Origin of the sequence: Xanthobacter aminoxidans, from assembly GCF_043193615.1 — a bacterium.
Taxonomy (GTDB): Bacteria; Pseudomonadota; Alphaproteobacteria; order Rhizobiales; family Xanthobacteraceae; genus Xanthobacter; species Xanthobacter aminoxidans.
This window is the reverse complement of record NZ_JBAFUS010000009.1, coordinates 95,504-122,416: the sequence shown is the minus strand read 5'-3', so window position 1 is coordinate 122,416 and position 26,913 is coordinate 95,504. Positions and strand designations below refer to the sequence as shown.

Annotated in this window: 29 protein-coding genes; 4 read left to right on the top strand and 25 right to left on the bottom strand. The window is 65.8% G+C overall.

The window, feature by feature from the left end; all coding sequences use genetic code 11:
* Nucleotides 1–10: 10 nt before the first annotated feature.
* From V5F74_RS25230 to V5F74_RS25210, 5 genes are read right to left on the bottom strand one after another with little or no spacing between them, the layout of a single operon-like run.
* Entirely contained in the window at nucleotides 11–1,279 is a 1,269-nt protein-coding gene (locus tag V5F74_RS25230) for a protelomerase family protein (protein ID WP_394010443.1), read from the bottom strand.
* A gap of 45 nt (nucleotides 1,280–1,324) precedes the next feature.
* Nucleotides 1,325–1,831 carry a hypothetical protein gene (locus V5F74_RS25225; protein ID WP_394010442.1) on the bottom strand — a complete coding sequence of 169 codons (507 nt, stop codon included), beginning with the start codon at nucleotides 1,829–1,831 and terminating at the stop codon, nucleotides 1,325–1,327.
* Nucleotides 1,832–1,852: 21 nt separating this feature from the next.
* Entirely contained in the window at nucleotides 1,853–2,512 is a 660-nt protein-coding gene (locus V5F74_RS25220) for a hypothetical protein (protein WP_394010441.1), read from the bottom strand.
* A gap of 11 nt (nucleotides 2,513–2,523) precedes the next feature.
* Nucleotides 2,524–3,033, bottom strand: coding sequence for a hypothetical protein (locus V5F74_RS25215; RefSeq protein WP_203197093.1), 510 nt, complete (start codon nucleotides 3,031–3,033; stop codon nucleotides 2,524–2,526).
* Nucleotides 3,034–3,036: 3 nt separating this feature from the next.
* On the bottom strand, nucleotides 3,037–4,503 hold the full coding sequence (locus tag V5F74_RS25210; protein WP_394010440.1) for a hypothetical protein: 1,467 nt from the start codon (nucleotides 4,501–4,503) through the stop codon (nucleotides 3,037–3,039).
* Nucleotides 4,504–4,682: 179 nt separating this feature from the next.
* Between V5F74_RS25210 and V5F74_RS25205 the strand changes: the two genes are divergently transcribed.
* Nucleotides 4,683–5,048, top strand: a complete 366-nt coding sequence (locus tag V5F74_RS25205) for a hypothetical protein (RefSeq protein ID WP_394010439.1) — start codon at nucleotides 4,683–4,685, stop codon at nucleotides 5,046–5,048.
* A gap of 239 nt (nucleotides 5,049–5,287) precedes the next feature.
* On the opposite strand, the gene V5F74_RS25200 is transcribed toward V5F74_RS25205, so the two are convergent.
* The 12 genes from V5F74_RS25200 to V5F74_RS25145 all read right to left on the bottom strand — a co-directional run bounded on the left by V5F74_RS25200 (nucleotide 5,288) and on the right by V5F74_RS25145 (nucleotide 16,794).
* Nucleotides 5,288–5,959, bottom strand: a complete 672-nt coding sequence (locus tag V5F74_RS25200) for a tetratricopeptide repeat protein (protein ID WP_394010438.1) — start codon at nucleotides 5,957–5,959, stop codon at nucleotides 5,288–5,290.
* Between the two features lie 13 nt (nucleotides 5,960–5,972).
* Nucleotides 5,973–7,844, bottom strand: a complete 1,872-nt coding sequence (locus tag V5F74_RS25195) for a TadE/TadG family type IV pilus assembly protein (protein ID WP_394010437.1) — start codon at nucleotides 7,842–7,844, stop codon at nucleotides 5,973–5,975.
* 3 nt (nucleotides 7,845–7,847) lie between these two features.
* Nucleotides 7,848–8,708: a type II secretion system F family protein gene (locus V5F74_RS25190; RefSeq protein WP_394010436.1), complete on the bottom strand. Its 861-nt coding sequence runs from the start codon at nucleotides 8,706–8,708 to the stop codon at nucleotides 7,848–7,850.
* 61 nt (nucleotides 8,709–8,769) lie between these two features.
* Nucleotides 8,770–9,747: a type II secretion system F family protein gene (locus V5F74_RS25185; RefSeq protein WP_394010435.1), complete on the bottom strand. Its 978-nt coding sequence runs from the start codon at nucleotides 9,745–9,747 to the stop codon at nucleotides 8,770–8,772.
* The gene (locus V5F74_RS25180) at nucleotides 9,744–11,135 is read right to left on the bottom strand and encodes a CpaF family protein (RefSeq protein ID WP_449361637.1); all 1,392 of its coding nucleotides are present in this window, start codon (nucleotides 11,133–11,135) and stop codon (nucleotides 9,744–9,746) included. Before V5F74_RS25180 ends, V5F74_RS25185 begins: the two co-directional genes overlap by 4 nt.
* A 21-nt stretch (nucleotides 11,136–11,156) precedes the next feature.
* Nucleotides 11,157–12,584: an AAA family ATPase gene (locus V5F74_RS25175; protein WP_394010433.1), complete on the bottom strand. Its 1,428-nt coding sequence runs from the start codon at nucleotides 12,582–12,584 to the stop codon at nucleotides 11,157–11,159.
* Nucleotides 12,581–13,324 carry a CpaD family pilus assembly protein gene (locus V5F74_RS25170; protein ID WP_394010432.1) on the bottom strand — a complete coding sequence of 248 codons (744 nt, stop codon included), beginning with the start codon at nucleotides 13,322–13,324 and terminating at the stop codon, nucleotides 12,581–12,583. The genes V5F74_RS25175 and V5F74_RS25170 overlap by 4 nt, the downstream gene beginning before the upstream one ends.
* Nucleotides 13,325–13,334: 10 nt before the next feature.
* Nucleotides 13,335–14,627, bottom strand: a complete 1,293-nt coding sequence (locus V5F74_RS25165; protein ID WP_394010431.1) for a type II and III secretion system protein family protein — start codon at nucleotides 14,625–14,627, stop codon at nucleotides 13,335–13,337.
* A 201-nt stretch (nucleotides 14,628–14,828) separates the two neighbouring features.
* A complete protein-coding gene (cpaB, locus tag V5F74_RS25160) occupies nucleotides 14,829–15,635 on the bottom strand; it encodes a Flp pilus assembly protein CpaB (RefSeq protein ID WP_394010430.1) in 807 nt (268 codons plus the stop codon).
* Between the two features lie 10 nt (nucleotides 15,636–15,645).
* A complete protein-coding gene (locus tag V5F74_RS25155) occupies nucleotides 15,646–16,158 on the bottom strand; it encodes a prepilin peptidase (protein ID WP_394010429.1) in 513 nt (170 codons plus the stop codon).
* Nucleotides 16,159–16,241: 83 nt separating this feature from the next.
* A complete protein-coding gene (locus V5F74_RS25150) occupies nucleotides 16,242–16,424 on the bottom strand; it encodes a Flp family type IVb pilin (protein WP_394010428.1) in 183 nt (60 codons plus the stop codon).
* Nucleotides 16,425–16,611: 187 nt separating this feature from the next.
* On the bottom strand, nucleotides 16,612–16,794 hold the full coding sequence (locus V5F74_RS25145) for a Flp family type IVb pilin (protein WP_394010427.1): 183 nt from the start codon (nucleotides 16,792–16,794) through the stop codon (nucleotides 16,612–16,614).
* A 335-nt stretch (nucleotides 16,795–17,129) separates the two neighbouring features.
* Here V5F74_RS25145 and V5F74_RS25140 point away from each other — a divergent pair, with 335 nt between their 5' ends.
* Genes V5F74_RS25140 through V5F74_RS25130 form a run of 3 tightly spaced genes read left to right on the top strand, consistent with a single transcriptional unit; the run spans nucleotide 17,130 to nucleotide 18,825 of the window.
* Nucleotides 17,130–17,639, top strand: a complete 510-nt coding sequence (locus V5F74_RS25140) for a pilus assembly protein N-terminal domain-containing protein (protein WP_394010426.1) — start codon at nucleotides 17,130–17,132, stop codon at nucleotides 17,637–17,639.
* 12 nt (nucleotides 17,640–17,651) lie between these two features.
* Nucleotides 17,652–18,230 carry a TadE/TadG family type IV pilus assembly protein gene (locus tag V5F74_RS25135; protein ID WP_394010425.1) on the top strand — a complete coding sequence of 193 codons (579 nt, stop codon included), beginning with the start codon at nucleotides 17,652–17,654 and terminating at the stop codon, nucleotides 18,228–18,230.
* 34 nt (nucleotides 18,231–18,264) lie between these two features.
* Nucleotides 18,265–18,825 (top strand): TadE/TadG family type IV pilus assembly protein, encoded by a 561-nt coding sequence (locus V5F74_RS25130; RefSeq protein WP_394010424.1) that lies wholly within the window; start codon nucleotides 18,265–18,267, stop codon nucleotides 18,823–18,825.
* 105 nt (nucleotides 18,826–18,930) lie between these two features.
* Here V5F74_RS25130 and V5F74_RS25125 read toward each other — a convergent pair whose 3' ends face one another.
* The 8 genes from V5F74_RS25125 to V5F74_RS25090 all read right to left on the bottom strand — a co-directional run bounded on the left by V5F74_RS25125 (nucleotide 18,931) and on the right by V5F74_RS25090 (nucleotide 26,905).
* A complete protein-coding gene (locus V5F74_RS25125) occupies nucleotides 18,931–19,260 on the bottom strand; it encodes a hypothetical protein (protein WP_394010423.1) in 330 nt (109 codons plus the stop codon).
* A 12-nt stretch (nucleotides 19,261–19,272) separates the two neighbouring features.
* On the bottom strand, nucleotides 19,273–19,797 hold the full coding sequence (locus V5F74_RS25120) for a hypothetical protein (protein WP_394010422.1): 525 nt from the start codon (nucleotides 19,795–19,797) through the stop codon (nucleotides 19,273–19,275).
* An 11-nt stretch (nucleotides 19,798–19,808) separates the two neighbouring features.
* The gene (locus V5F74_RS25115) at nucleotides 19,809–22,352 is read right to left on the bottom strand and encodes a TraM recognition domain-containing protein (protein ID WP_394010421.1); all 2,544 of its coding nucleotides are present in this window, start codon (nucleotides 22,350–22,352) and stop codon (nucleotides 19,809–19,811) included.
* Between the two features lie 491 nt (nucleotides 22,353–22,843).
* The gene (locus tag V5F74_RS25110) at nucleotides 22,844–23,206 is read right to left on the bottom strand and encodes a hypothetical protein (protein WP_394010420.1); all 363 of its coding nucleotides are present in this window, start codon (nucleotides 23,204–23,206) and stop codon (nucleotides 22,844–22,846) included.
* Between the two features lie 300 nt (nucleotides 23,207–23,506).
* Nucleotides 23,507–24,154, bottom strand: coding sequence for a type IV CRISPR-associated protein Csf3 (csf3, locus tag V5F74_RS25105; protein ID WP_394010419.1), 648 nt, complete (start codon nucleotides 24,152–24,154; stop codon nucleotides 23,507–23,509).
* Entirely contained in the window at nucleotides 24,151–25,323 is a 1,173-nt protein-coding gene (csf2, locus tag V5F74_RS25100; RefSeq protein WP_394010418.1) for a type IV CRISPR-associated protein Csf2, read from the bottom strand. The genes csf3 and csf2 overlap by 4 nt, the downstream gene beginning before the upstream one ends.
* Nucleotides 25,320–26,153: a type IV CRISPR-associated protein Csf1 gene (gene csf1 / locus V5F74_RS25095; protein WP_394010417.1), complete on the bottom strand. Its 834-nt coding sequence runs from the start codon at nucleotides 26,151–26,153 to the stop codon at nucleotides 25,320–25,322. The genes csf2 and csf1 overlap by 4 nt, the downstream gene beginning before the upstream one ends.
* The gene (locus V5F74_RS25090) at nucleotides 26,150–26,905 is read right to left on the bottom strand and encodes a hypothetical protein (RefSeq protein WP_394010416.1); all 756 of its coding nucleotides are present in this window, start codon (nucleotides 26,903–26,905) and stop codon (nucleotides 26,150–26,152) included. Before V5F74_RS25090 ends, csf1 begins: the two co-directional genes overlap by 4 nt.
* Nucleotides 26,906–26,913 lie beyond the last annotated feature (8 nt).

The window sequence follows — 26,913 nt, the reverse complement described above, 5'->3', positions numbered from 1 at the left end:
GATCTCAACTTCATCCGAGGCCAGGCCCTCCGCCATAGTCCAGATGAGAAGCGGCAATGCCAGGCTCCTCCGGTTCCAACGAGGGGGCCTCCGTGACGGCCAGAAGCTCTTTGCTCCAGGCCGAGGAGACCGCCGGATCGTCGCCCTCGCCATGCACGTCGCCAATCTCGAGGAGACCGACCTCCTCCAGGCGATCGAAGATCCTCTTGCGGAGCACGTCCCGCCGGGTGGTCGCGGTGTCGAGGGCCATATCCCCGTCGCCTGGGTGCTCTGGCACGGCGAATTTCATGTAGGCGAAAGAGGTCTCCAGATCCTTGGCGGTGTGGCCCAGGACGGCGGCGAAGAAGCTGTTCTTGGTGAAGCGCCCCTTCGCAAAGTGCTCGAAGGCGAGCTCTGCATAGAGGGCTCGAAAGGTGTGAGCCGTCGTGCCCGCACCTTCGGGCATGAGATCGGCGAAATGCGTGGGCATCTGCTGCCGCAGCAGCCCGCGATCGGAGAAGGCCCGCTTGAAATCCTCCGCCGTCATGTCCGCCCACCGGATGCGGCGCACGTCGCCGGCGGCGACCGTGAGGTCGCTGGCCGCCGTCTCCGCCTGGCGCAGGCGGGCGAATGCCTCGACGATCTCGCCGGCGGGCGCAAGCGTCGGGATCATGAAGGCCTGGCCCGCGCGGGAGCCTTCGGCGCCGCGCGTCTTGGCCTGGCCGGCGAACATGACGGCCCAGCGGGAGAATGCCCGGCCGGGGCCCTGGTTGAGCTGGACACGCTGGACATCCCCGACCGAGAACACCTCCAACGGCCTGCGGCCAGTGAGGACGATCAGCCCGATCCCCACGTCGAGCGGGTCGGGCGACTGCAGGAGGTCGCGGGCGCGCTCGACGATCTCACGCCAGCGCGGCACCGGCATCAACTCGGCCAGTGTCGCGACCCGCGCGACCTGGGCGCCCTGCACCTCGCGCACCCACTCGTCCGGCGCAACGGCGACCGGCAGATAGATGCTGTCCTCCCCAAGGGCGGCCTTGATCTCGGTCCGGTAGCGCGACACGTAGTTCACGCGGGTCGAGACCGCCTTGTCGGCCAGGCCCTCGAGCGCGAGCTTCCACAGTGCCCCTGCCTCTTCAAGGCTGGGTCCTGCCCGCAGCTGGTCCACGAAGGCGGCCATCTGGGCCTGCAGCTTTGGCGGCCGGCCGGCCTGGTTCAGCGAAGCCCTGGCGACACGATCGGCCGCCGTAACGACGGGCGCGGCCGTGGCCGTCTCGGAAGTGCGCGGCAACCGTATCATCGTTTCGATCCTCCCAGCCGGATGAAAGCCGCGACCGCGGCGGGGCTACGGCGCCGGCGACGCAGCGGCATAAAGGGCGAGCTCTACGCGCCCTGCCTCGAGTGCCTTCTCATGAAGCGCACTCCCGAGCTCGGCAAAGCGCGCCACATGGGCCGCGGCCTGCTCGTCGGCCGAGGGGCCGGTGAACCCTCCCGCCCCCTCGAGCGCAACGACAGCAATTCCAGCTGCCCCGGCCTGCAGGGCCCATCCCTCCCGCTCGGCGAGATCCGCAAGCATCTGCGGCCAGCCGGGCACCACCTCGACGACGGCCCGGACAGCATCGCTGGGCTCCGGATTGTCGAAGGCAAGGATCTCGTCGTCGTGCTCGTCGTCCACACTGATGGGAAGCTCGGTGCCAACCAGGGCCGCGGCACCCCCGTCTGGCAGCTCGAACATTTCAGGCTCGAGGAGGCCCTGTGCGACGAGCACGGCATCCTCGGCAGAGGGCGCATCAACCTCGATCTTGGCGATCATGTCGGTCAATGCCCCGAACCGAACCGTAAATTTGGCCATCGCGGCTCTCTCCGTTGTCGCTCAGGGACCAGACGGACCGGCGGCCAGCGGCGCCAGGTCGGGCGCCGGCGTATGCAACTCGCGCATCGCCGCGATGACCCCCTGGATGTTCATTGAGGGCCCATAACTCTCCCACTCGACGTGGGGGAGCACCGCGGGGATGAATTCCCAATCATAGGGGATGAGGTTCAGGTCCTCGAGCGTGTCAGATCCCCCGAGGCCGTCGTAGACGTGCAGGAACTCCGGGGCGAGGTCGGCGGCGTAGCACCTCATCTGCCCTGTGCCGACCCGCTCCCAGAGTTGGTCCAGCTGGACCTGCCATTCGGCTCCCTCCGCGGGCTTGTCTTTCCTCGCCGCGCGTTCAACGGGGTTTTCGCCCCTCGCCTCGAGCATCGCCTCCCAAATGCAAAGCGCAGCCTCCAAGATGAGATCTTGGCCGTGGTCCGTCACGAAGCGGACGCCGAACTCCTCGTCGTGCAGACGCTGCAGTTCCTGCGGCGCGAAGGTATCCAGGACGGAATAGGACCCCTTTCCGTCCGGCAACCCGAAATCGGTCGCCTCCACGGCCCACTGCCGTGCAGCCGACGTTACCGGCGTGAAGGTCCACGAGTTGCCGCCAACCTGGCTCCGGGAGACGGTGAATTCCGACTTCGCACTCTGGACGGATGAGATCGCTGCCATCGGTCTTCACCTCAAAGGGCCGGCGCCGCGGCGGCCGGGGCGGTTTCGGGGCTGTAGTAATCGGCGAGATAGGCCGCGACCTCACTGCGCACCGCGCCGAGCTCCTCGCCCACCGCGTCCAGGCCGCCGTTGAGGCCTTCGAGAAGCTGCTTCATCCCACCATCGGTCGAGACGGTGCTGGCATAGGTGACTTCTTCGTTGAGCTCGCGGGAATCGAGCTCGATCCACGCCGCAGCCGCTTCGGTCTGCTGGACAACGGCCGCCTGGACCGTCTCAAAGAACCTGCCGAGCTCGGCCCCCAGGCTGGCCAAGAACTCCCGGACCTCGTCGGCGTTGGCCGGCACGGCCTCGATATGGGTCTCGAGGGCTGGTGCCTGCATGAAGCTCAGCCGCTCCACCAGCTCGCCCAGAGCCTCGCACAGCGCGCCGGGATGGATCTTTCCGGGATAGGTTCCATCCGTCACCGCCGGCAGGGTTCCATCCACCTCGTCTGGAAGATCCGATTCAGGACGTGCGGACATGGCTCAGGCCCCCATGGAGCTGGACGGCGAGGCCGGCGCCTGGCGCCGTTCCGCCGCAAACTGCGGGTCGCGGCCCGCCACCGCCGCGATCGCGATCGCGGCCACGGCCTCGTCCGACAAGCCCTGCGGCTTGCCGAAAGGGGTGTAGTGCCGGACCCGGGGGTTTTCCGGCATGATCGTCTTGACCTGCGGCTCCGGCCGCGTGGCGAAGCCGCGCTCCTGCGAGGTAATGCCGGTGGCGATGCCGACGACGCCGGTGAACCACTTCTGGTCATCGAGCAGGCCCATATCGGCCTTGCCGTCCTGCAGGCGTGCCTTGACGCTCGGAAAGACACCAAAGGTGGAGCCGGGCACGACAACAGCTCGCAGCTCGCCGTTTCGCATCTGGTGCGCCAGGGCGGCCGCCTGCTCGAGATCGGCAGGCAGGATCTCGTCCCGGTACTGGAAGCGTCCCACGGCCTCCTCAACGCTGCGTCCGGACAGTGCTCCCACCAGGATCGCGGCGGCCATGCCGGACTGTCGCGTATGCTGCTGCCCGTACACGAAGGCCTGCATCATGCGCCGGGCGGCCATGCCGAGATCGATGCTGCTCAAATCGGCGCGGCCAGTGTCGTCGAGGGTGAAGAGCGCTCGAGCCGCAGCCCCAACGGGATCAACCAGCTCACCCCCCTGCGCGGACCGGTAGACTAGGTGAGGCAGGGCGTAGAGATTTTGCTGGCCGGCGTTGTCCTCGGTCGCGATCATGATCTTGCGCGAGGCGAGCTTGTTCTCGAGATCGATCGGATTGAACATCTGCTCGATCTCCGGACCGAAGTCCGGGCTGAGCGCGACAGCCTTGTCCGGATGGATGACGGACGCGCGGAAAAGGCCGCTGTTCATCAGGTTCACGACCTGGATGATGCCGGCACGGGCTTCCTCGTAGGCGACCGGCGCCGCAACCTGGGACGGCCATTTCGCGAACAGCGTCCGCTTGCCCTCGATCTCATAGACGGAGTCGAAGCCGACGACAGCGCCGGGCTTGTATCGGTCCAGCATGGGGCGGTTGTTGAAGCTGTTGTGGAGGCGAACCTCCCGCTCCTCGAACGATTCATTGCTGGTAGGCGCCACAGGCAGGATCTCCGCTGCACGCAGGGAGCTCATCAGCGTCACGTAACGCTGCTGGCCAGTGGAGATGTCCACGCCCTTGACGGTGTTCGCGACCTCAGTCCCGGTGAGCGTGTCCTTGCTGGTCAGGACCTCCTCTACCCTGATCGCAATGTTCGGGACTTGCCGGACGTTGAGGTCGGGCACATTCCGGGTGGGCTGGGAGGCCTTCTTCGCCGTCTGCGGGCGGGTTCCGGCGCCATCCGCCGGCCGCGCCTGCGCCTCCGGCCCGCGCGGCGCAGCTGCCGCCGGCGAGCGCGGGCGGCCATCGGTCTTCCGACGTGCATCGGGGGTGTCGGGACGCGGGTTGCCCGGGCGCGTATTCATTGTACTTCCTCTCGATCATGGTGAATGGCGCGGCGCGAGCTTATCACGCTTCATCGTCGTTTATAATCGCTTATTGACGCAAAGCCCGAACGGTGCATGTCTCTGAGGCGCGCCGGCCGGATGGCGCAAAAGGCCGAGTGGGCGCATATTGCGGGCCATCAAGCTGGCGGGAGGCGAGGATGACGGTCGAGGATCTTGACGAAGAAGACGCGCAGCTCGTGCGCATGGTGAATACGCTCCGCGCCCAGCTACAGGGCCAGCGCATCGATCCGCGCATCGTGGCCGCCCTGGACCTCTTCGGAAGCGAGGACGGCTCCTATGAGCGTGGAGGCGCCACCTATAGCGTGGACAACGGCGGGTTCGACGTGTCCGTGTCATGGGGCGCGGACCCGAACCGCGCGGACCGCACCCTCTATTTGATGGGCGACACGCTCCTGTTCGTCGCCAAGGGCGACGGCGAGGTGGTGGAGGAGCGCCTGTCGATCCATGATGCCGTCGCCAACCCTTTCCAGCTCGTTGAACTCTCCGAAGGCCTCAATTCCTGACGGGACAAGCACCGGTCATCAACGAAAAGGGGCCGCTCGATGCGGCCCTTTTTGCTTTCCAGCGGGCCTGATCGGCGGCCACAGGCACTGAGGTACCGAACTGGCCCAATAAGCCGACACGAACTGGCTCTATGCGGCTCTGCAACTCTCGGTAAACACTGATGCGTTGGCTCTATCCCTGAACGGAGCCAACCGGCCGGGCGGCGAATTTCGGTTCGTCGCCCGCGGTCGTTTTTGGATCAGGCGCTGCGGCCCTTCGCCGGCGCGCGCATCTTCTTCAGCATCGAAACGTTGCTTGCGGCCTGGTCCGGCGGCAGATCTTCGCGATAGACCGCCTCGGCCTCCGCATCCTTGCCCTGCAGGGAGAGGACCATTGCAAGCGTCTGGCGCACCCGAGCATCCGCCGCGGGGCTGCCAGCCGCAGAACGCGCCATCTGCTCCGCCTCCTGCTTGCTGCCGCCCATGGCGAGGCTGAGAGCGAGGTTCGCTTCGATGCCGGGATCTCCGGGACGCAGGTTGAGGGCCCGCCGGAAATAGGCCTGCGCCGTCGCCTGGTCGCCCTTCTGCGCGGCCACAACGCCCTGCGCCACCAGGATCGAGGGGTCGGGATTGTCGGGCGTGTGAGCCCGGGCGAGCACCTCCTCGGCATCGCCCAGCGCGCCCGTCCCGATCAGGCTCTTGCCGTAGGCCGCCCGGAGGGACTGGTTTCCAGGATCACGCGCCACGGCGACGCGAAGCACGGCCGCGGCCTGCTCTCGCTGTCCCACCGCCTCGAGCTGCTTCGCTCGCGCAATAATCCCCGCGGGAGATTCGGGCGACGCCTGGGCCGTGACCTCCTCTCCGGGCACCGAGGAACATCCCGCCAGCGCGAGCGACGCCGCGCCCATCGCAATGACCATGAAGCGCTTCATCTGCATTCCTCCCTCACCACGACGCGTTGCTGGGGAAGGAGCGGCCGCCACCCCACAAGATGCGAACAGCGCCGCCCTGACCCTTGCCGATACCGAGATAGACGATGCCCTGCAGGACCGGCGCATTGTTGCCACCGGCACCCACGACGACGGTCAGGACCTGGCCGGGCGTGACAGCGATGTTGTTCGCCCAGCTGAGCTCGCCACCGCCCCCGCTCTGCTGCGGCGCGCCGAACGTGACCGTTCCGCCGCCACCGCCCCAGGAGCCGCCGTTTGCACTGTTCGCCTGATAAGTGGACCAGGGGCCGTTCCCGCCTCCGGAGCCGCCATTCAGCCCACCGGCCGCACCATCGGGGCCCTGCCCGTAGAGGCCCACTCCGCCACCGCCCTGGGCCTGACAGCCGGCCACCTTGGTAACGCCCGGAGTGCAGGCGCTGGTGAGCTCGGCATCGCCGCCGCCGCCGCCGCCGCCGCTCCCCGCCTTGGGCGCGTAGGCAACCTGATTTTTGGCCCGCGAAGTGCCCCCCTTGCCGCCGTCTCCAGTATACCCGCCGGCGCCACCTCCGCCGGCGGCGACGTATTGAACAAACAGCGACGGAGCGACATAGCCAGCGCCTCCGCAACCACCCCCCTGCTTCGAGCCGCCACACCCGCCGTTGACCTTAGTCCCGCCGTTCGCGGTCAAGGTGAAGCTGCCACCGGTGACGGAGCTTTGGCTGCCGTTGTACTGGAACGAGACATTGTTGTAGGTCCAGGCGCCGCCGGAGCCTCCGCCGATAGCGACTGCCGAAATCGACGTGATGCCCGGCGGCACGGTCCACTGATAAGTGCCAGGCACCGTCCAGATCGCGTCGCCGGGGTTCTGGACGCAATTGTTGGTCTGGTTCCGGACGCTGCCCGTGTCGGTCCAGGCATTCCACTGGTAGTTGCCCGTCGAAGCCGGGCAATAGGCGCTCCGCTGCTGCTCCGCCTGCCACATTGCCATGCCGGTCTGTCCAGACGGACATGCGGCCGAACGATCAACCCACTGTTTCTCCGCCGCGGGGGCGGCACACGGAGCCGCCGGGGGGACGCACTGCCAGTTGCCATTCCGCCAGTTGCCCGTCGTAACCCAGGCGTTCCAAACAGGCGTGCCGCTGGCGCTCGGGCAGTAGGCCGTGCGCTTCTGCTCCGCCTCGAAAGTGTTGGTGCCGCTGTAGCCCGCCGGGCAAGCAGCCGACGACGGCACCCATTGGTATTGGTCTGCCGGCACGACGCAGGGCGTGTAGCAGGTGTTGACCACGTTCTGCTGCTTGCCGGTGTCGGTCCAGGAGCCCCACACCGGGGTGGCGGTCTCCGAGGCGCACGTGGCGGCCCGGGTCTGCTCCTTCTGGAACGTGATCGTTCCGACCTGGCCGCCGGGGCAGGTGCCCGAACCGGACACCCACTGCGTCTGCGCCGCCGGGGGCGTGCAGAGCGCCCGCGCGGTTGCCGCAGCGCCCACGTCCATGGTGTACCCCGCCACGGAGTACAGGGCGCCGAACAGGCTCTGGTACGCAGTCTGGGCCGTGAGCTTGACGACGCCATCAGCTCCCCGGGAGAGGTTGAGGGTGATGCTGGCCTGGGCCGACGAAAAGCCCAGCGACTTCATGTAGGCGTCCATCTGGCCGTAGACGAAGTTCTTGACCTCGGCGTCCGACTTGCCGCGCACCGCTTCGCGAACGGCGATTTCCGTCGCCTGCTGCAGCTTCTGATACAGGCCTGAGGCGCGCGCATAATCGACGGCAAGTCCGCCGACCCCGATGAGGCCCGCGATAATCAGCCCGACCAGGACGAGGACGTTGCCGCGGTCCGACCCGAGAACCTGGCGAAGACGCGACATAAATGCTTGACGCTTCTGTTTCATCGCTCAGTTCCACTTCATGAAATCGATGAGGGCGGGGATCACCGAAAGGATGATGAGAGGGGGGAGGAAGAAGACCATCACGGGCACGGTCATGTAGGTCGCCATCGATGCGCCCTTCTTCTCGGCGGCCGCCATCCGCGCCGCGCGCCCATCGGCGGCGAGGGCTCGAAACGTCGAGCCGAGGGATGTGCCCTTTTCCTCCGCCTGGATCACAGCCATGCAGGTACTGCGGACTTCAGAGACCCCCGTCCGCGTTCCGAGGTTTTCGTAGGCCTGCCGCCGCTCCGGCAGGAAAGTCAGCTCCGCAAGAGTGATGGTCAGCTCTTCGGCGAGCGGTTGGGACCGGCCGCCGATATCCATGACCACGCGCCGAAAGGCGAACTCGACGGTCTTGCCCGCCTCAACCAGGATCAGCATCAGGTCGAGCGCATCGGGCCACGCACCCTTGATCGACGCGGCCCGGGCCTGGGCGGCGCGGTCAAGCACCGTCTCAGGGATCTTCAACCCGACGTAGCCTGCGAAGAACACGATCCCAAGCGGGCCCGGCATCGGAAGATCGGGGACATGCAAAACGAAGGCGTAGAACGCCGCGATCACGGCAAGCGAAACAGCTGTGCTGAAGCGCGCCATGAGGAACATGGTCTCCGCTCGGGTTCCCCGCTTGCCCGCCCGCTGCAGCTTCTCGCGCATCGTGTCGAGCTCGAGCCATTTGCGCAGGTTCAGCGTGCCAACCACGATATCGGCCAGCCGCTCGCGCCAGGTCAGTCCCTCGGCGGCCTCTCCAGCCGCCGACGCCGCGCCTGCGCGCTCCACATAGCCCTTAATTCGCCGGCTCTTCGCCGATGGCGTCACGAGACTCGCCAAGCCCAATACCGACAGGCCAGCAAGCACACTCACGAGAACCGCTAGTACAGCAGGCTGCATGCTACACCTTCACATCCTGCATCTTCTTCATGACGAAGAAGCCGATCACCAGCCAGCCGAGGTTCGCCACAAGCGCAATCTGACCCGTGGTGGTGGTCCAGAGCAGCGCAGTCTTGTGGGCATCGGTTGCGTAGTTCATGGCCACGCCGGCGAGCGGCAGCGCAGCCAGCAATGCCGCGCCGGAGCGCGCCTCGGCGCTCATGGCACCGATCTTGTCGTGGAGCTTGATGCGTTCCCGCATGGTGTTCGATAGGCCGCTGAGCGCTTCGGCGATGCCACCGCCTTCGCTGGCCTGGATGGACAGTGCCAGGGCGAGAAAGCGGGTCTCTTCGACCGGGATGCGATGGCTGAGCCGTTCCATCGCCTCCGCGAGCGTCTGTCCCAGCATCTGCGCATCCGCCACCTGCCGAAACTCGGACCGCACCGGCTCCTGCGCGTCCCGACAGATCTGACGCACGCATTCGTTGACATGCAGCCCGGCGCGGGTGCCGCGCACGATCGAATCGATCGCGTTGGGCAACTCCTTCACGAACTGGCGAATGCGCTTCGCGCGCATGTGCTGGACGTATTTTCTCGGCCCGATGATCCCGGCGGCCGGACCGGCCGCCAGGGCCAGGAAAGGGTTGCCCAGGGCGACCATCACGGCGATGAAAACGGCCACGCCGACGCCGATCGAGATCAGCACGAACTTCTTCGTTGTCCAGGTGAGCCCAGCCTGGTGAAGCAGCGCCTTGAGCGGCAAGCGCCGACGATCACGTTCCTGCCGCGCCACCTCCTCCAGTCGGGTGGCGAGAAGCGCCCGCCGCAACCGTTCCGCCTCGGCCCCGGAACCGCGGATCGACACGGGCGCCTGATCTTTGACATTGCGCATTCGGCGATCCGCCGCAGCTCCGCCGAAGAACGTCCCGTAGAACAGCGCAAGGACGGCGAGTGCGACGGTTGCGGCCACCAGCAGGGCCAGAAGAAGCCCGTTGGTCATAGACGATCTCCCGAGGCCAGATCGAGAGCCCTGAGCAGGTTGTCCTGCTCCCCGTATTGCGCGGCCCGATCCATGAAGCGCGGGCGCAGCACGCCCATTCCCTTGAGCACGTTGGCCTTGAAGTCGTATTTGAAGATATCCTGGGTAACGATGCTGTCGGTTTCCATGCCTCCGATCTCGGTGATGTGGGTGATGACCCGCTGGCCGGTGGTCGAAAGCTGCTGCGTCTGAATGACCAGATCGAGAGAGTCACAGATATCTTTGCGGATGATGTGGCTGGGCAAGGACTGATAGCCCGGACCCGTGCGGATCAACGCCTCGAGGCGGGCAAGGCCACCACGGGGGTCGTTGGCATGGATGGTGCCCATCGACCCCATGTGACCGGTGTTCATGGCCTGGATCAGATCGATCGCGGCGGCGTCGCGCACTTCGCCGACGATGATCCGGTGCGGCTTCATGCGAAGGGCGTTGCGCACCAGATCCTGCATGGTGACAGCACCCGCCCCCTCGCTGCCGGCCGGCCGCGTTTCCAGCCGCACGACATGCGGCTGCTGCAGCTGCAGTTCCGCGGTGTCTTCGCAGGTGATGACACGCTCATTCTGGTCGATAGACCCGGTGAGGCAGTTGAGAAGGGTCGTCTTCCCGGAACCGGTGCCGCCCGAGATGATGAGATTGATCCGGACCCGCCCGATAATCCTCAGAACTTCGGCTGCCTCCTCGGTCAGGGCACCGAACTTGACGAGATCACTGAGGACCAGCTTATCCTTCTTGAACTTGCGGATGGTCAGGTGGGTGCCGTCCACCGCCAAGGGCGGGACGATGATGTTGATGCGCGAACCATCGAGCAGGCGCGCGTCGCACATGGGGTTCTGCGTATCGACCGTGCGCCCCACTGCCTGCGCCATCTTGCGGCAGATGCGCACCAGCGCCTCTTCGCTGCGGAAAGTCAGGTCCGTCTTGACCATGCGACCGCCGCGCTCGATGTAGATCGCGTTGGCGGTGTTGACCATGATTTCGCTGATGTCGTCCTGGGCCAGAAGCTCCTCGAGCGGTCCGAAGCCCACGACTTCCGCAGTGATCGAGTCGATCAGCTTCTCACGGTCCACCTTCGGCAGATTGGCTTGGTCATTTGCAGCGATTTGCTGCAGGGCCTCCCGAACACGACCGGCCGCATCCTCTGGGGTGGCCCCGGCGGCGATCAAATCGGAATTCTGGGTCAGCTTCCCGTGCCACCGGGTCCACACAGTGTCGAGCCGCGCACGATCTTCCGCGCTGGCGACCGCACGTGGCTCCGAGGCCGCTCGGGGGGCGTCTTGCGCCGGCGCGGCCGGAACCTCTTCCCGGACCTTCGTCACGGCCTGAGCCGGCGCCTTCCTCGATCCGAACAAACTCAAAGCGGCCTCCCCTGCTCACTGCGATTTGTGCTTCAGCCCGATGAATGGCAGCCGCTCCAGGATGGAGGAGCGCGGCCTTACGCCGGCGTCCTCCTCCCCGCTCGCGATCTGCGCGACCGCAGGCGCATCGGCGCTCGTGCCAGCGCCGTCGCTCTTCGCCGTCGCGCTCTTGGCCACCTCATTCTTGGCCTCGTCGCCGCCACGCGAGCTCCGCAGCATCGTGCTGATCGCAGCGCGGGCTCTCTGGACAAGCCCCGCCGAGGCCACCACGTCCTGAGGTCCCACCAGCTCATCCACCACCCTGCGAAAGGCCTTGGCGGCGGCATGTGAAGGAACCAGATCGGAAAGCGGGCGCCCCTGCACAGCCCCTGCAGAGAACGCCTTCATCTCGGCCGCGATCTCGATCACGGGCAGGCCCAGCGCGCGCTTCACCTCGGAGACCGGCCATTCGTCCTTGTCCCGGGTCCCGACCTGATTGAGAACCACGATCGGCGCGTCCGTGCGCAGCTCCGCCAGATGCCGCAGAAGCACTTGCGCGTGCGGAATGCCGGCAAAGTCCGGCGTCGTCACCAGAACGACCTTTGTCGCGTTCTCCAGCAGCTCTTCGCAGGCTTTGTTCCATTCGAGAGGGAGATCCACGACCGACGACTGGAACTCTGCGCGGAGGAGGGACGACAGGTGGTTCTGCCCCTCCATCCTGGTGCGCCGGCGAGCGCGCTCCAGATCCGGGGCGGCGCAGATGAGCGCCAGGCGCTCGGTCTTGCGCACGACGAGCCGGTCCAGCATCTCCGCATCGGCGATCCGCTCCGGGGTGTAGAGCAGCGAGGAGATTTCCGGGTCGGGGGTGCAATCGAACGCCGTCGCGACCCCGCCGAACGGAAGGTCCAGATCGAGCAGGCAGGTGTTGTGCTGGCGCTCGGTGGCCAGCAACCAGGCGAGATTGGTTGCAACCGTCGTCGCGCCGGCGCCCCCGCGTGCGCCGACCACGGCGAAAAGCGACCCCGCCTCGTCCTGGCCCTGCGTGGCGAAGCGGTTCGACAGAGATTTCAGAATATCCTGCTGAGTGACGGGCGCGACCAGGTAGTCGGCAACGCCCTCCTCCAGCAGCGTCTTGTAGAGCAGCACGTCGTTCTCGTGACCGACCACGAACACGTTCGTGGTCTCATCGCAGAACTCCGCCACCTGACGGAGCTCACTCATGATCTGGTCACGAGTTGCGCCCATGGGGGTTTCGTAGATGACGATCCCAAGGCGGCAGGACGCCGTCGCCTCCGTCACCAGGTGCTCGAAACGATCGACGCCGGCGACGGCCACGGAAGGCCGAACACGGGCCATGGTCGGATGCGCGCAGGCGTCGGTGACGGCCGTTCGCACTCCGGCAGATTGGCACAGCGCGACCAGCGCCATGCGCGAGAATGGGGTGGAAACGGCGGCGAGCATCACTGCGTGCCTCCCTGAGACCCCTGCTGCCCGCTGCTGCCAGAGTTGGTCGGCCAGGCCGTGGAGGGGTCCTTTCCGTCACGCACCTGCTCGATATCGCCCACCCGCCGCACCAGGTCGCCGGGCGTCTCCTGGCGCGGGCGCACCAGGTCCAGGGGATCGGCAACCTGCCCGGCCAGGTTGGCCTGGTAGGCGCAGCCCAGGTTCCAATAGGGCTCGTTCTGCCAGCCTTCCGTGCCGTTGCCGGCGGCCAGATCGAACGGCCACTTGCCGCACTCGTGCGTCACCCGGGCGACCATCGTCATGAACGCCAGTCGCAGGGGCGTCTCGCCGCCGTTGCCCAGCAGATACTTGACCTGGATGTTCTGCCGAGGAACGCCCGAGCTGATGAGCGTCTGGCGAACCGCCTCGAGTGTGTGGCGGACGTAGGGGTTCACCAGCTCCTTCGTCTGCCCCGGGACGAGCTCGGTCGGGGCTATGATCTGCACGATCGACTTGCCCTTGACCTGATAGCTCCGGGCGAAAGCCCGTACATCCGCGGCCTGCCGCGCATCGAGCCCGTGCGCGGAACGCGGGAAGACCTCAAGCACCTGGCGCTCGTCGGCGAGCTCGATCGGATGGCGCTGCCGGTAGTCGAGAGGATAGGTGGGTTCGGTCCAGTATGTGTCGCTGGAGCAGCCCGCCGCAGTGAAGGCGAGCATGGCAACCGCGAGCAACCCGTGGAACTTGCGGATCTGAAACATCAATCGCCCCTCACTCGAGAATGAAGCCGATGTGGCCGTAGAACTGGCCCGGCGCGAACGCCGGCGCCGGCGGCTGCGGGCCACCCAGCACGCGATTGACCTGGCCGAAGAAGATGGTCCGCGGATCGGGCGCATCGGCGAAGCCCTGGTCCGGCCGCGTGACCTTCCGCGCCTCCATGGGGCGGGCAATCATCGGCTGCACCGAGATCACCAGCTCCGTCTCCTGGCGCACGTAGTCGCGCGACCGGAAGAGCGCTCCGAGAACGGGAACATCCATCGCACCCGGAATGCCGTTGATGGCCTGCCGACCGCCCTCCTGGATCAGGCCCGCCGTCACCAGCGTGCCACCGGACGGCAGCTCCACCGTGGTGGCCTGCTTGCGGATCTTGAAACCAGGGATGGTGAAGGTCTGGGCCGACGAGACGTTGTAGGTGAGCTGGTTCTGGTTATCGATCTCGCTCACCTCCGTTTCGATGTGCAGGCTGATGCGCCCTTCAGCGAGAACGAGGGGGGTGAAGTTGAGCGTCACACCGAACTTCTTGAACTCGATGCTCGGCTGGCACGTGTTGTTGTTGGAGCACGTGATGCCTGTCGGGATCGGGACCTCGCCGCCGACGAGGAACTTCGCGGTTTCGCCGCTGATCGCCGTCAGCGTGGGCTCCGCCAAAAGACGGGCGACGCCGACCTGTTCCATCGCCTGGATGGAGAGCTGGCCGTTTTGACCGGCCACCGTTGCGACGCTGCTGGTGAGCGCCTTACCGGCGATGCCGTAGGGCGTGGCAAGCACCCCGCCCAGGGCGATGTCGCCGATCTGCCAGGTGCCGTAGCCGTTCACGCCCAGCTGCTTGAGCACGTTGCGCTGCACCTCGGCAACCGTGACCTTCAGCATGACCTGATCGCGGGCGCGCAGGGTCATGGCGTTGACCACCTTCTCCGGCGCAGCGACGAAGCCGCGGGCGATATCCACGATCTGCGCGGCTTCGCCGGACGACTGCACCGCCCCGGAAAGGATGACGGTGTCGCCAGAGAACCGGACACTCACGCGGGAATTGGGGACAGCCGAGCTGATGGCCGCGGCAAGGCCCGAGGTGTCACGCGTCACGCGCACCTCCACGGTCGCGACCTGACGGCCGTCCGCGCCGCTCACGAGAACGGTTGTCGATCCGTCGCTCAACCCGGTGATGTAAAGCTTGCGCGCCGTCTGCATGACGGCGGCAGCCACCTTGGGCTCGGCGACGAACGTGTTCTGTGCCGCAGCCGGCAGATCGACGGCTACGGACCGCCCCACACCGATCTCGACCACGCGGCGCGTGGCGTCGGATTGGGCTTGTGACGACTCCGAAAAGGAGTCGTATGCAGGAAGGCCATCGACCCTGTCACCACTCTTGCTCCCGGCAAATGCCGCCGGGGCAAAAGAGGTGAACAATGCAAGTGCCCCCCCGAAGACAAAACTCACTACCCGCAGAGGTCGCATCACGCCTTTCCTTGTGTAAAGACATGACCTCTAGCGAACCACTCCAAAGCGCACGGTCATAAATGACCCTTTATTCTGGTCACTTGCGTCGCTCGTGGTCTTTTCCCCGAACGGGCGCAGAGCCAGTGTTATTTCACCACTTGATGCCTTGATCGCCGCGGCAAGCGCTTCGGCCTGCCCCGGCGTCACCTCGAGCGTCGCCGTCTCGCCGACGACGGTCCGCTGCCCCTGAGCGTTCGTGTCGGACAGCTGCTGGCCGATCGCGAGCACGCGGATATCCTCGAGCAGCGCTCGCGCGCTGGCCGAGGGAGGACCACCCGCACGGGCCGTGCTGGGTTCGATTTTCGTGACCAGAACGTCCACCCGGTCTTGGGGCAAAATGAAGCCACCGGCCGACCGGCCACCCCTCACGTCGAGGGGAACAGCCATGGCCCGCATGCCGCTCGGCAGCATCGTCGCCAGAAAGCCGGCCTCACCCTTTCCCACAACGCGTTGCCGGGCCACCGGCTCACCCTGGGCGACCTGGAGCCTCACCACAGATCCGGCGATCTTCTCGATCGCATCGGGCGAGGCGGCGCGCGTGATGGCGGTGGACGGAATGCTGTCGGCCGGCCAGTGCTGCCACTTCACGTCGGCCGGCGTCAGCCGATCGCCAACCTCGAATGGGCGCGTGGCGACGAGGATATCGGTCACATCGAAGCCGGGCTCTGCCGGCTCGGGCGCGTGTTGCACCACAACGACGGGCTCCGGCGCCTGGGAGTTCGCCAGGACCAGCAGGAAAGCTGCTCCGCCCGCCACCACCGCGCCGCCCGCCACCAGAATGCGCTTCATGTCCATTGCCGCGTTCCTATGCCCACGCCAACACGAGCGCGCTCATCGCCAGCGGAGGGCCGAACGGAATGACGCACTTCATGAAGGGCTTGTTGCCGGAGAGAAGATCGTCCACCCACGGCAGCGCCGGCATCGACGGCAAGGGCATGGGCGTCCAGAAGGCCAGCATGCGGACCGCATAGGCGACGGCCATGAGCAAGTAATAGAAGAGACCAGCGAGCAGTCCGAAATAAGCGAAGTCCTGACCGAGGCCCGCCCACAGTCCAATGGCACCGGCAAGCTTAACATCGCCGCCGCCCATCGGGCCGACGACAGCAGCCGCCAGGAAGAATGAGAAGAGCAGGACGCCTGCCGCGACGTGCGAGAGAAGATCCTCGTAGGACAGCCCCTGGAGTGCCGCCACGACCACGAACGTCGCAAGGATCAGCAGAACAAGGCGATCCGGAATCCGGAGGGCGACAACGTCCCACACGACGACGGTCAGCATAAATGCCGAAAACAGCAGTCGAGATGCGAGATCAATCGTCAATGCCAGCCTCCTGAAAGGTTAGTGCTGGCCCATCCCCGCGGCGGGCCAGCACCCAACCCCGGCCTAAGACCGGGGAAGCGCGATCACTTCGCGGCGGCGATCGCGGTGCCGACCTTGGTCATCAGCGCCGTGATGTTGGTGCTGATGGCGGTCACGGCGACGCCGGCCACGCCGACGATGCCGAGGGTGAGCACGCCGTACTCGACGATCGAGGCGCCGCTGTCGTTGTCGAGCACCGCGACGGCCTTGGAAACCACGTTCTTCATGAGTGAAGCCTTTTCCGTTGAAGCGGACGCGCCGACGCGCGGCCACAGAAAGGCTTAATGTGCCGTTTATCGTGCGTCAATATCGTTTGACGGCACTCATCGGCGCTATGCGCTGTTGATCGGCGCTGGGAGCGCGGCGCCCCCAGCGCCAAGCCCTGCTACCGCGGCCCCTCGCCGGCGGCGTGGCTCACTTCGCGGCGGCGATCGCGGTGCCGACCTTGGTCATCAGCGCCGAAATGTTGGTGCTGAGGCTGGTCACGGCGACGCCGGCCACGCCGACGATGCCGAGGGTGAGCACGCCGTACTCGACGATCGAGGCGCCGCTGTCGTTGTCGAGCACCGCGACGGCCTTGGAAACCACGTTCTTCATGAGTGAAGCCTTTTCCGTTAGGAGCGGCCGCGCGAGCAGCGGCCGGCATCGAGGCTTAACCGATACCTTACCTACGGTCAATATAACTGATTAAGACTTTGTGCCTCTTATTGAGGCTTCGCATCGTTTTTGATGCTAGAAACCAGGTCTCATCGAACTGGTGCGGCCGTATATTAGTCGGCTTCAGCGGAGCCAAGGGCCGAAATGCGACGCAGCTCCGTGCGCCGCTGCGTCGCTTATCATTGCTCATTGCCGCTCATTTCCGCAAGGGCATCGCCTCAAATTCGCTCTTTGGCCTCCTGTGCCGATGACACCGCGGCCCGATGCAGGATAGAATGTTTGACATCAAGCCTAATCAAATCAAGGAGCCGCGTATGTTCCGATCCTTGGCGCTCAGCGCCGTGCTTCTGGCGGTAGGCCTGCCCGCAGCCGCCCTGGGCGGCGATGCGCCGCCGGAAATCCCTTCCACCGTCGTCGTGTCCCTCGATCAGGCCCGTGCCTTCACCGTGCCGGCAGGTGCTCGCGTGGTGTCCGTGGGCAACCCCGCCATCGCCGAAGTCACAGCCACCGGCGTGAAGGATGTTTCGCTCATCACCGGCAAGGCCTTCGGCACAACCAACCTGCTGATGCTGGACGCGAATGGTCGCGTTCTGGTCGAAGCGGTCATCAACGTGGCGCGCAACACCAAGGGAACGGTGACGGTGCAGCACGGCCTCGGCCAGCGCTCCACCTTCGCCTGCGCGCCGACCTGCGCACCCACCGCCACCCTCGGGGACTCGGCCGATACGTTCGGCACCGTCAGCGCTCAAATGCAGCAGCGCGGCACCCTCGCGGGCAATCAGTAGGAGGGGTTGGTCATGGGCGCTGTTCTTCGCCTGCCACGGCGCCTCTGGGGCGATCAGCGGGGTTCCAGCCTGATCGAGTTCGCCCTGGTCTTGCCGCCGATCCTCCTCGTCGCCACGACCATTCTCGAGGTCTCAGCGGCGATGATAGCCCAGCAGGTCCTCGATACCCGAACTGCCGATGCGGCCCGCATGATTACCAAGGGAGGCCTCGACGGCCTCACGGTTGCCGCGGCCTCCGACAAGATCCGCGCAACGGTGTGCCAAGGGGAGGTCCTTCCCTTTCTCACGGGCGCGGCTTGCACCAGCGGCCTGCAAGTCGGGGTGCAGGCGGTTGTCGGCGGTGCCGCCATTCCGCCCGCCGTCACAGGCGGCGCCATCAACGGCGCTGCCTTCTCTGTCACCGCCACCACCGGAGCCTCGGTCTACCTCATCCGGACCGGCCTGACGCTTCCGTCCATGAGCGCCTACTGGAGCAGCTCCCTCAACAACCTCAGCAACGGACGGCGCTTCATCATATCCGGTGCAATAGCCAAGGTTGACCCCTATGCCAAATATGACAGCACCGGCTCCTCGCCGGCCCCCGTATTCTGACGACTTGCCGCGTCTTCGCAGCCTGCGGAGCGTGTTGAACGACACACGCGGCTTGGGTCTGGTCGAATTCGCGCTCGTTCTGCCGATCATGCTCTTCGTCTACGTCATGGCTGTCGGCTTCTCCGACATCATGATGGTGAGGAACCGGGTCGTGAACGCCGCCTATGCTGTGGCTTACACATCGGCAATGGATAGCAGCATCACGAATGCCGAGGCCGCTGCGATCCTCTCCGCCGGCCGGGCACTGCTTTCTCCGGTTGAGGGGAGCTCGTCGATCATCGTCTCCAGCGTAGGGCCGAATGCCGCCAAAAACGGCTACGTCGTGCGCTGGAGCGACGGCCTGGGCGCATCTGGTCTCGCGGTGGGCTCCGCCTTCGTCTTCCCCAGCGGGGCGGCTGGATCGTTTGGAGCCGTGAACAACAAGCCCGTGCAGGTCGCCCTTGTCACGGTCAATTACAGCTCGACCCTCGCTTCGATCTGGAACAGCCTGCCCTGGAAGCCGTTTGACGTGCCGGTGGTCAACACCATGAGCGAACAGGCCTACGCCCTGCCGCTCGCCTCCGGCGGCGCTGAGTGGACAGCGCGCGTTCCCTGAGGCCGAGGATGCAGTTCGGGGCGTCATGAGCCCTGGAAACGCAAAAGGGGCGCTCCACGGCGCCCCTTTTCAATTTCCGCTCGGCTAGCCTGTTTCCGCGCCCGGCTACATGCCGGGCTCGAGCGCGCTCCGGGCCGTCTGCAGCGCCGCTTGATCGTCCATGATCGCCGCATACTCGATGGGATTGTGCTCCTCCAGGAAGCGGAGCGCCGCCAGGTGATACGCGCTCCCGCCATCCGCCTGCTCCCGGACGAACGCCCAGGCGGCCTCGTCCGAATCGAACAGCGCGTCGGGGAGATCCGGATCGTCCATGGTGTCGATCTTGTTCAGGGTCCAGGGGCCGGCCTCGCCATCCCCGTTGTCGAAGATGGCCCACCCCTCGCCGGCGGCCTGCTTGTTGTCGAACCCAGACTTGTTGCTGACCTCGAGCCCCATCTCCGCTTCCTCTCAGTAGGGCGTGGGGGCGGCGAAGCCCCGCGGCACTTCGTACTCGGCGTCGTACCCAGGCTCGGGCTCGGGCTTCCGGCGCGCCGCGAGCAGAGCGGCCTCCACGACAGCGAAGCTCTCCTCGAAATTGAGCAGGTTCTCCGGCGCCTGAAGATCCGCGACCAGCCTGCCGATCGAGTCCTCGAGCGCAGGCCCGGAAATCCCTGTGGCGAGGTCCCGGAACAGCCGTTCCACCCCGGGGATGCTCTGCTGCTGGACGCCCGCCCACTGCGTGTCGAGATGCTGCTTGTAGCCGCGCGCGCGGCCCATGGCTTCCTGGCGCTGGGCCATAGGCGCGTCCGGGTCGGCCGCCACCGCCAGCGCGGCATCGGCCCGGCGCACCGTGGCCTCAAGCGCATTCATATGCTCCTTCCACACGGACATGGCGCGCTCCCGGGCCATGTCCAGCATGACGGTCTGGGCGAGGCTGCTGCCGGGAGCGAGCATCGGTGGAGCAAGCTCGCGGGTTCGGGACAACTTCAACATGATGTCACTCCTTAAGCTGCCAGCAGTCTACGCGCCTGGCTGACGCGGCGCGCGGTGTCGCCCTGCATGGCAAATTCCGTCACCCGGGCGGAGCGCAGGGTATTGCAGAGATCGTCCAGGACACGGCCCAGGAGGGCCCTGTCCTCATCATCGATCGCCGCGCCGTCGATCACGTCCCGCATGCACTCCTCGATCGGCGCCAGCTCCTGCGCGACCTTGTCGGCGATCAGAGCTGACATGCGCTCCTGCACAAATTCGCGCACGACGGCGACGCCGGCGGCCGCCACCTGCTCATCCGTCATGTCGTCAGGCAGCTCCGCGAGCCTGGCCACCAGGAACGTCAGCACCGAGTCCGCAAGGCCGCTCTTGAGCCCGGCATTCTCCGGCAGCTCCAGGAAGGCCTCGATATCCTCTTCCCGGATGCCGGCAAGGGCCCGCTCCATGTGCTGGGAGGCCGCGATCTGGCGGATGCGCTGCTCCGTGGGCGGCTTCACCGCGACGAAGTGGTTCAGGCGATAGAAGGGCACCTTGGGCACGTTGCCGGTGAAGAACGCCGAATAGCGCACCACCCGCACCCCGCCCTCCTTCGCCATCTGCGTTCCGCGCGAGGCGTCGGTCTTGGTGCCCACCACCAGCGTGAACTGGCCGTCCTGCTGGCCGTTGAGGTCGTTCACGTTGAGACGCGGCACACGCTCGGCGCGGCTCTGCGCCGAAATGTCGAACTTCGATCCGATCTTGCCCCGCCGGTGGGTCATCTCCATGGCCGACGACACGAAGGCGGAGCCGGCGGCACCGGAGAACTTCTTGTAGGTCTCCGATTCCTCACCGCCGGTCATGCGGCCTGCATGTCGGAGGTTGGTGTTTTCCCAGGTCGCCTCGGCCTCGTTGGGGTCGCCCTTCTTGAGCGCCGCCAGATCCTGCGTGCCGAACGTGATCGAAACGCCGAAGGAGCGCGCCTGCGCCGGGGCGACGGCAAAGCCCTCGACGACGTAGTAGCCGTACTCGTCGCAGAGGATGTTGTAGGGGATCTCCGAATTCGACGGCCGGCCTTCGATGATCTCGCGCCGGAACCCCTCAAATGGCGTGTCCAGCAGCGAGGCGAGCACGCTCTTGATGCTCGCGACCGCCAGCTTGCCCAGCGCGCCTAGGCTGCTCGGCGAGCGCTCGAGCGACGGCAGGGCCGTGTACATGATCCGCCTGTTGAGCATCAGGTCGCGATAGTCGATCTCCCCCTCGAGCACGTTGAAGACGTGGCCGTACTCGAAGGTGAGGAGGGCCGTGGACCGCACCAGCTGCATTGTGATGTAGCCGTGCTGCTCATAGACCTTGGCCCGCGCCGCATCGGCGCCCTGGTTCTGCTGCGGCGTCGGGCGTCGCGGCCCACGCGCACCGCCGGCGGCTTCGGGGGCGGGCGTGGAGCCGCGTGCCATGGCTTCGGCATGCCGCTCGGCCCACGCTGCGATCGCCGCGGGACCTTCCTCGATCGCCGTCTTGATCTCCTGGTCCGACGATGGTGCGAGGACGTTGGCCGTCTTGGGCTTTGCCATGGCATAGCCCGGCAGCTGCTCGACATAGAGCTTGATCGGGCCGGAGACTTGGTCGAGCTGGAGGCGGGCGAAGTCCTGGGGTGCTTCAGCGCGCAGGTCCACCACCGTGCCGTCGTGGCGCTCGAGGAGCCCGAACCAGATCAGGTTCTCGATCCGGTCCAGGTTGTAGAAGTCCACCAGCAGACGGGGGTTGAAAAGGACATAGCCGCGTTCGGCAAGGAAGGAGAGGAGCGGCATGACGGCGGCGTTGAACATCACCGCGCGCTCCGACCACACGTCCTTCTTGCCGTCCGGAAGCATGCCGTTCATGAGCTCGGCCTTCATCGCCGAGCTGCCCAGGCTGAACGGGTTATAGGTATTGGACATCTTCGTTGCGGTGGCGTCGAAAATGTCCCGGCCACCCATGATGTAGTTGATGAGGAACAGCTCCTCCTCACGGCCGAACAGGCGGCAGATGCGGTAGATCGAATCGAACGACTGCTGCGACGCCTTGCCGTCGATCATCACCGCACCGGAATTGAGCATGAGGGCATTGAAGATGCTGCCCATCATCTCTTCCGTCTTACCCGAGCCGGTGGTGCCGGCTACCAGCCGATGCGTTCGGGTGTCACCCGGTGTCGCCCACACCTCTTCCAACTTCTCGGTGCGGCTGGACCGGGCCGCGCCCAGGTAGACCAGCCCCTCGCCCAGCGCGCCTGTGGAACGGTCCTTGTACCCCTTCTCCGCGAGATAGCGGGGCACCCGGAACGGCAGGTCCCAAGTCCGGCCCTTGTAGCTGTAGCCGATGAGCCAAATGAGGAGCGCCGTGAAGAACACCAGCTCCGCCAGGAACGGCACCGGCGAGAACAGGAACGCGATGAGGGACAAGGTCCCGAACACCCGGAGCGTCCCTTCGGGCGAGCCGATCGCGTCCAGGAATTTCTTGCGGGTGGACCGGCCATCGTCCCGCCGGGAGATGACATCGACCTCCTCGTGCCGCTCGATGCCGTGGTACCGAACCCCTGCCATTCAGGCCTCCGTCGCGACAAATCACGATAAGGCCCGATACTCGCTCATAAACGGCTCGATTGGTAGCCGGTCACACTCCTCTCCAGGCCTCATTGATGCTTGATACAACAAATCGAGACATGCCAGAGCGCCTCCGGCGCCATGAGGGCACTGCTCTCGGTCCCGCTGGCTGATTTTCAGCTAGCGGTGAATTTACCACCCCGCAAAAGCGGGGTGAGCTCACCGTCCAAAAAGAACGGCAAGAACGTCACTCGGTTTTCACCACCCCCCAAGGCGGGGGTGTGCTCACCCAAATGGCTGCGAGGCGCGCGCCAGGCAGCTCTGCTTGCTGTTTTCACCACCCCGCACCTGCGGGGTGCGCTCACCGCCAGTCGATCGCGCTCGCGACGTCGATTCGTTTTCACCACCCCGCAATGGCGGGGTTAGCTCACATATGGCCTGCAGCGCTGAGTGTTTTTCCAGTTTTCACCACCCCGATTTGCGGGGTGCGCTCACCTGCGCGCCGTGCTGTTGAAATGCTCGCTGTTTTCACCACCCCGCAAAAGCGGGGTGCGCTCACCCCGGCCGCTTCTTTTTCTCGCCGCGCTTGAGTTTTCACCACCCCGCAAAAGCAGGGTGCGCTCACCGGCAGCCGTCTTCACCAGGCCCCCCACATAGTTTTCACCACCCCGCACCTGCGGGGTGTGCTCACCGATCAGCAATGCGGCGGTGTTCCAGGTGTTGTTTTCACCACCCCGCACCTCCGGAGTGTGCTCACCGCTCGTTGATAACGGTTGCAAACGGTTATCGTTTTCACCACCCCGCACCTGCGGGGTGTGCTCACCCTGCGAAATCCGCCGCTCCTGCATCGTCATGTTTTCACCACCCCCAAAGGCGGAGTGCGCTCGTCATGCCAATTACAATCGTCAGGCCATCCATGGTTTTCACCACCCCGCAAAAGCAGGGTTCGCTCACCCTTGCCGAGCGTACTCACGCCGTTCGCCCAATTTTCACCACCCCGCACCTGCGGGGTGTGCTCACCTGCCTTCAAGGGATCATTGGCCTGCTCCAAATTTTCACCACCCCGCACCTGCGGGGTGTGCTCACCCGATCCCAAGGGAAGCCCATCATTGTCCGCCCGTTTCCCGAGGCCTGGACTGCCGCAAATCCGAAACTCAGCTGCATGGCTCGAGCACCACTTCCTGGTTTCCGCTCCAATAAGGCGGCCTCAACCTGCCCACGCTCTGCGTCCAGCCGGAGCCGAGATCACAATCCGCCGGCATGGTCCGCCGCAGCCAAGCCATGGGCTCTGCTCCCGTCTGGACTTCCACCTTGGCGACACGCCCCCACCCGTTTCGTGTGAGCTTGCCAAGCGCGGTGATCCGCGCCACGAGCGCCTTGACCCGCTCGGCATCGCCGACACAGAAGGCGTCCACGTGATCGGCCCATTGCGTGGGGATATTGAACGCATAGGCCTTGTAGCGACCGGAGCCCAGATTGATGCTCGAGATCTTGCGGCGGGCCGACCAGATGCCGGCGGCCAGGTCCTGGGCGAACGCCGCCTCGTCTGCACGACGAACCATCGGCACCTGCCTGACTTCGCCCGCGGGACAGATCGTGAGCCAGCTCGCCTGCCACACCCATCCCGACCCGGTCTCGAACCGGGCGAGAGGAAGATCCTCTTGCCCGGCAAACCCAGCAATGCCCCGTTCCCGATCTTCCTCAACGCGCGCCCAGGCCAGCAGGCCGTCGAGGTGGATCGGATACTCCGGCACGATCAGGGGCCGAGCCAGATGCCATCGAATGTGCAGTGGTTCCATCATGCGAGCGACCCGCTCAGCTCCTCGATGACAGCAGCGTCAGCGCCGTCACGGGCTTCATTCCAGGCATCCATCACCTCCTGGATGAGGCTGCTGTCCGCCAAGCGCCTGTCGCCGGGATCGGCGCCCAGCGCAGGGCCGAACACATCCGAGCTCGCGCCGTCACTGCGCCGGATCACGAGCTCCGGCACGGCAAAGCGCCCGAAGCCGATCTGACCAAGCCCGCCGATGCGCTGCTCCCGCACCCAGCGCTGAAGCGCAACGAGCAACAGCCCGGCATGGCGGGGACCGCCATTCACCTCGAAACGAAGCGAGAAATGCACGCCAGGATTTACCGACTCGACTGCAGTAAACGATTGCAGCCCACGCAGCTTTTCTTCTTTTTCTCCCTCCGCTTCAGAAACCTCTTCGCTGGGTGCCTGAGCGTCAGCGCCAGCAGCCTTGCCCTTTTTTCGAGCGGTGGCCTCCTTTTTCCTAAGAGCGCTATCCTGGTACTCGCCGATCAGGTGGCGGTGGTCCTCGCCCAGGATGCGCGTCTGATAGGCAGAATCCGCGAGAGAGAGAAGATCATCGTTGCGTCTCTTGAACGAATACCTCGTCAAGGAATGGCCCGCCCCCGCCACGTACTCCACCGGCACATAGGGCACGAAGCCGTGCGTTGCCGGCGTCACAGCCCAGGCTTCATCGACCCGCAGGTTGCTCCGGCGGATGCGGGTGCCCCCGCCGAACAGCCCGAAGTAGGCATGCGCCTCGCCGGCGAGAATGTCGTCGAACGGGGCGGAAGAGCCATCGGGATTGCCGGTGGCCGCTCCGCACTGCATCACGTTGTAGGCCTTCACCGAAAGGGACTGCCCCTTCTCCAGGAGCGCATCGTAATACTCGCGGGCCGCGCAGCGACGCAGGCGCCCACGGATGGAATTGGCGGGGATGACCGGAATCCGGGTGAAGCCCGCCGTCCGCTCGGGTTCGGCGGCGCCGGATTCAACGAGCCCGCCCACGGGGAAGGCATTCTTCCCGATGTACTGGCGCCGCGTGACCATGGCCGGGAACAAATTCTTCCCCTTGGCCAGGTACGACGACTCGAAACCCTCGAAGTTCACGTAGTTGGTGCCAGGCTCCGTGATGTGGAGCGGCGACAAGGTGGTCAGAACACCATGGATCACGTAGCTCATTGATCGTCTTCCTCTTGGGTCCCAGCAATGTTCGGAGGTTGTTCGGGTGTCGGCCGATTGCGCTTCACAAGGCTCGCGAGGGCCCACAGCTCACCCGGATTGAGGGCGCGGAGACGCGCCAGGTAGGGCCTGGCCTCGGGCACGGCTTCCATGTCGCTGCGGATGACACCGTGACGCAGCGAGCTCGCTTCCCGATCCAGCTCCACGAAGGGATGCGGTGGAGCCAGCTCGGCCGCCTGTTGCGCCTTCGTCGGCTTCCGCGGGCGCTTGCCTCCGGCCGGCACCTCGGCCGCGCTTGAGGCAGCCTGAGCCGCCGATTGGGCGGCCACGGCCACCTGAAAGGCCACGCCGGCCTGTTCGCACCATTCGATGGCCGCCAGCAAGACCGGCCGGCGAATTCGCATGATCCGCTGGCCCAGACGGACGATCAGGAGATCCTTGGAAACCGTCACGGGCGTCCGCCAGATGAGATGCTGCTGCATCGTCGTGGACACCACCGCCACGAAAGGCGGCTCTGGCGGCGTCAGGAAGAGCCAGGCGCGGTGGGCATCCTTGGCGAGCGGAAAGATCCCGTCCCGCGTGACCACAGCCTTCTGGAACAGCTTGAGCGCTCCCGCGCCGAGCAGCACTGCGCATGCCCCGCACACCACGCCGGAGCGCGCCGCAAGCGACAGATCGTCGGTGAAGGTGGGTCCGAACGGCGAAGGGACGGCAAGATCGCCAGCTGCGATCGGTTTGCCGCAACAGGCGCAAACCGACGCATCATTCCAGGGCGAGCCAACGGCGGAAAGACCCCCGCCCGCAAGGGCAATGTCGGACGGGTAGATCACTGGCGGTGCCTCCCCCAAACCGGGCGAAGCTGGCCATAGCCGCGACTGCAGTAGCGGCCCACGTGCCAGACCCCGTCGAGGCGAAGGGCCGACCGAAGCTCGACCCCGATCGCCATGAGCGCAGGCTGCGGCCCGGCGAGGTGGGACAGGCGCTCGATTTTCACGAGCTCCCAAGGATGCTCGGCCAGCTCGATATCATTGCCATCCGGATCGACTGCGATACCGGCCTCGCTGGCATGCAGATCGCTGAGCTGGCGCGCCAGCCCGCTGGTGACGGCAGCGAGGACTGCGGCACGCACCTCGGGCAGCTCCACATCCTGGGGCGACCGGGTGATGCGATCCCTCACTGAAAGCCACCATTGGCGCATGTGCCTCGTCTCGAACACGAGGGAGGCGATCCTGTAGCTCTGAGGAGCTGCCGCGACGCCGACGCGGTTGCTCCCGGTGGTGAGAGCGATCGCGAGAGGCAGGGATGCGTGGTCCGAGACGAGGCGGCGCACGTCACGGACATGGCCCTCGACAAGATCAAAGCCCCGCTGGCCGACCCCGTAGATCCGCACACCGCCGCGCGTCGATCCGAAGCGCACCGGCGCCATTCCGGAGACCGGAGAACCGTTTCTGTAATTGAAAAACTCGCTCGGAATCGGATTGCCGGCGTCGCCGTTCAACCGCGCCAGAAGGGGCCTGAAGGATGATTTGTCCGGCCCGCCGAACAACCGTTTGGCCGCATCGTCCGGCACTGAGAGCTGCATATCTATCC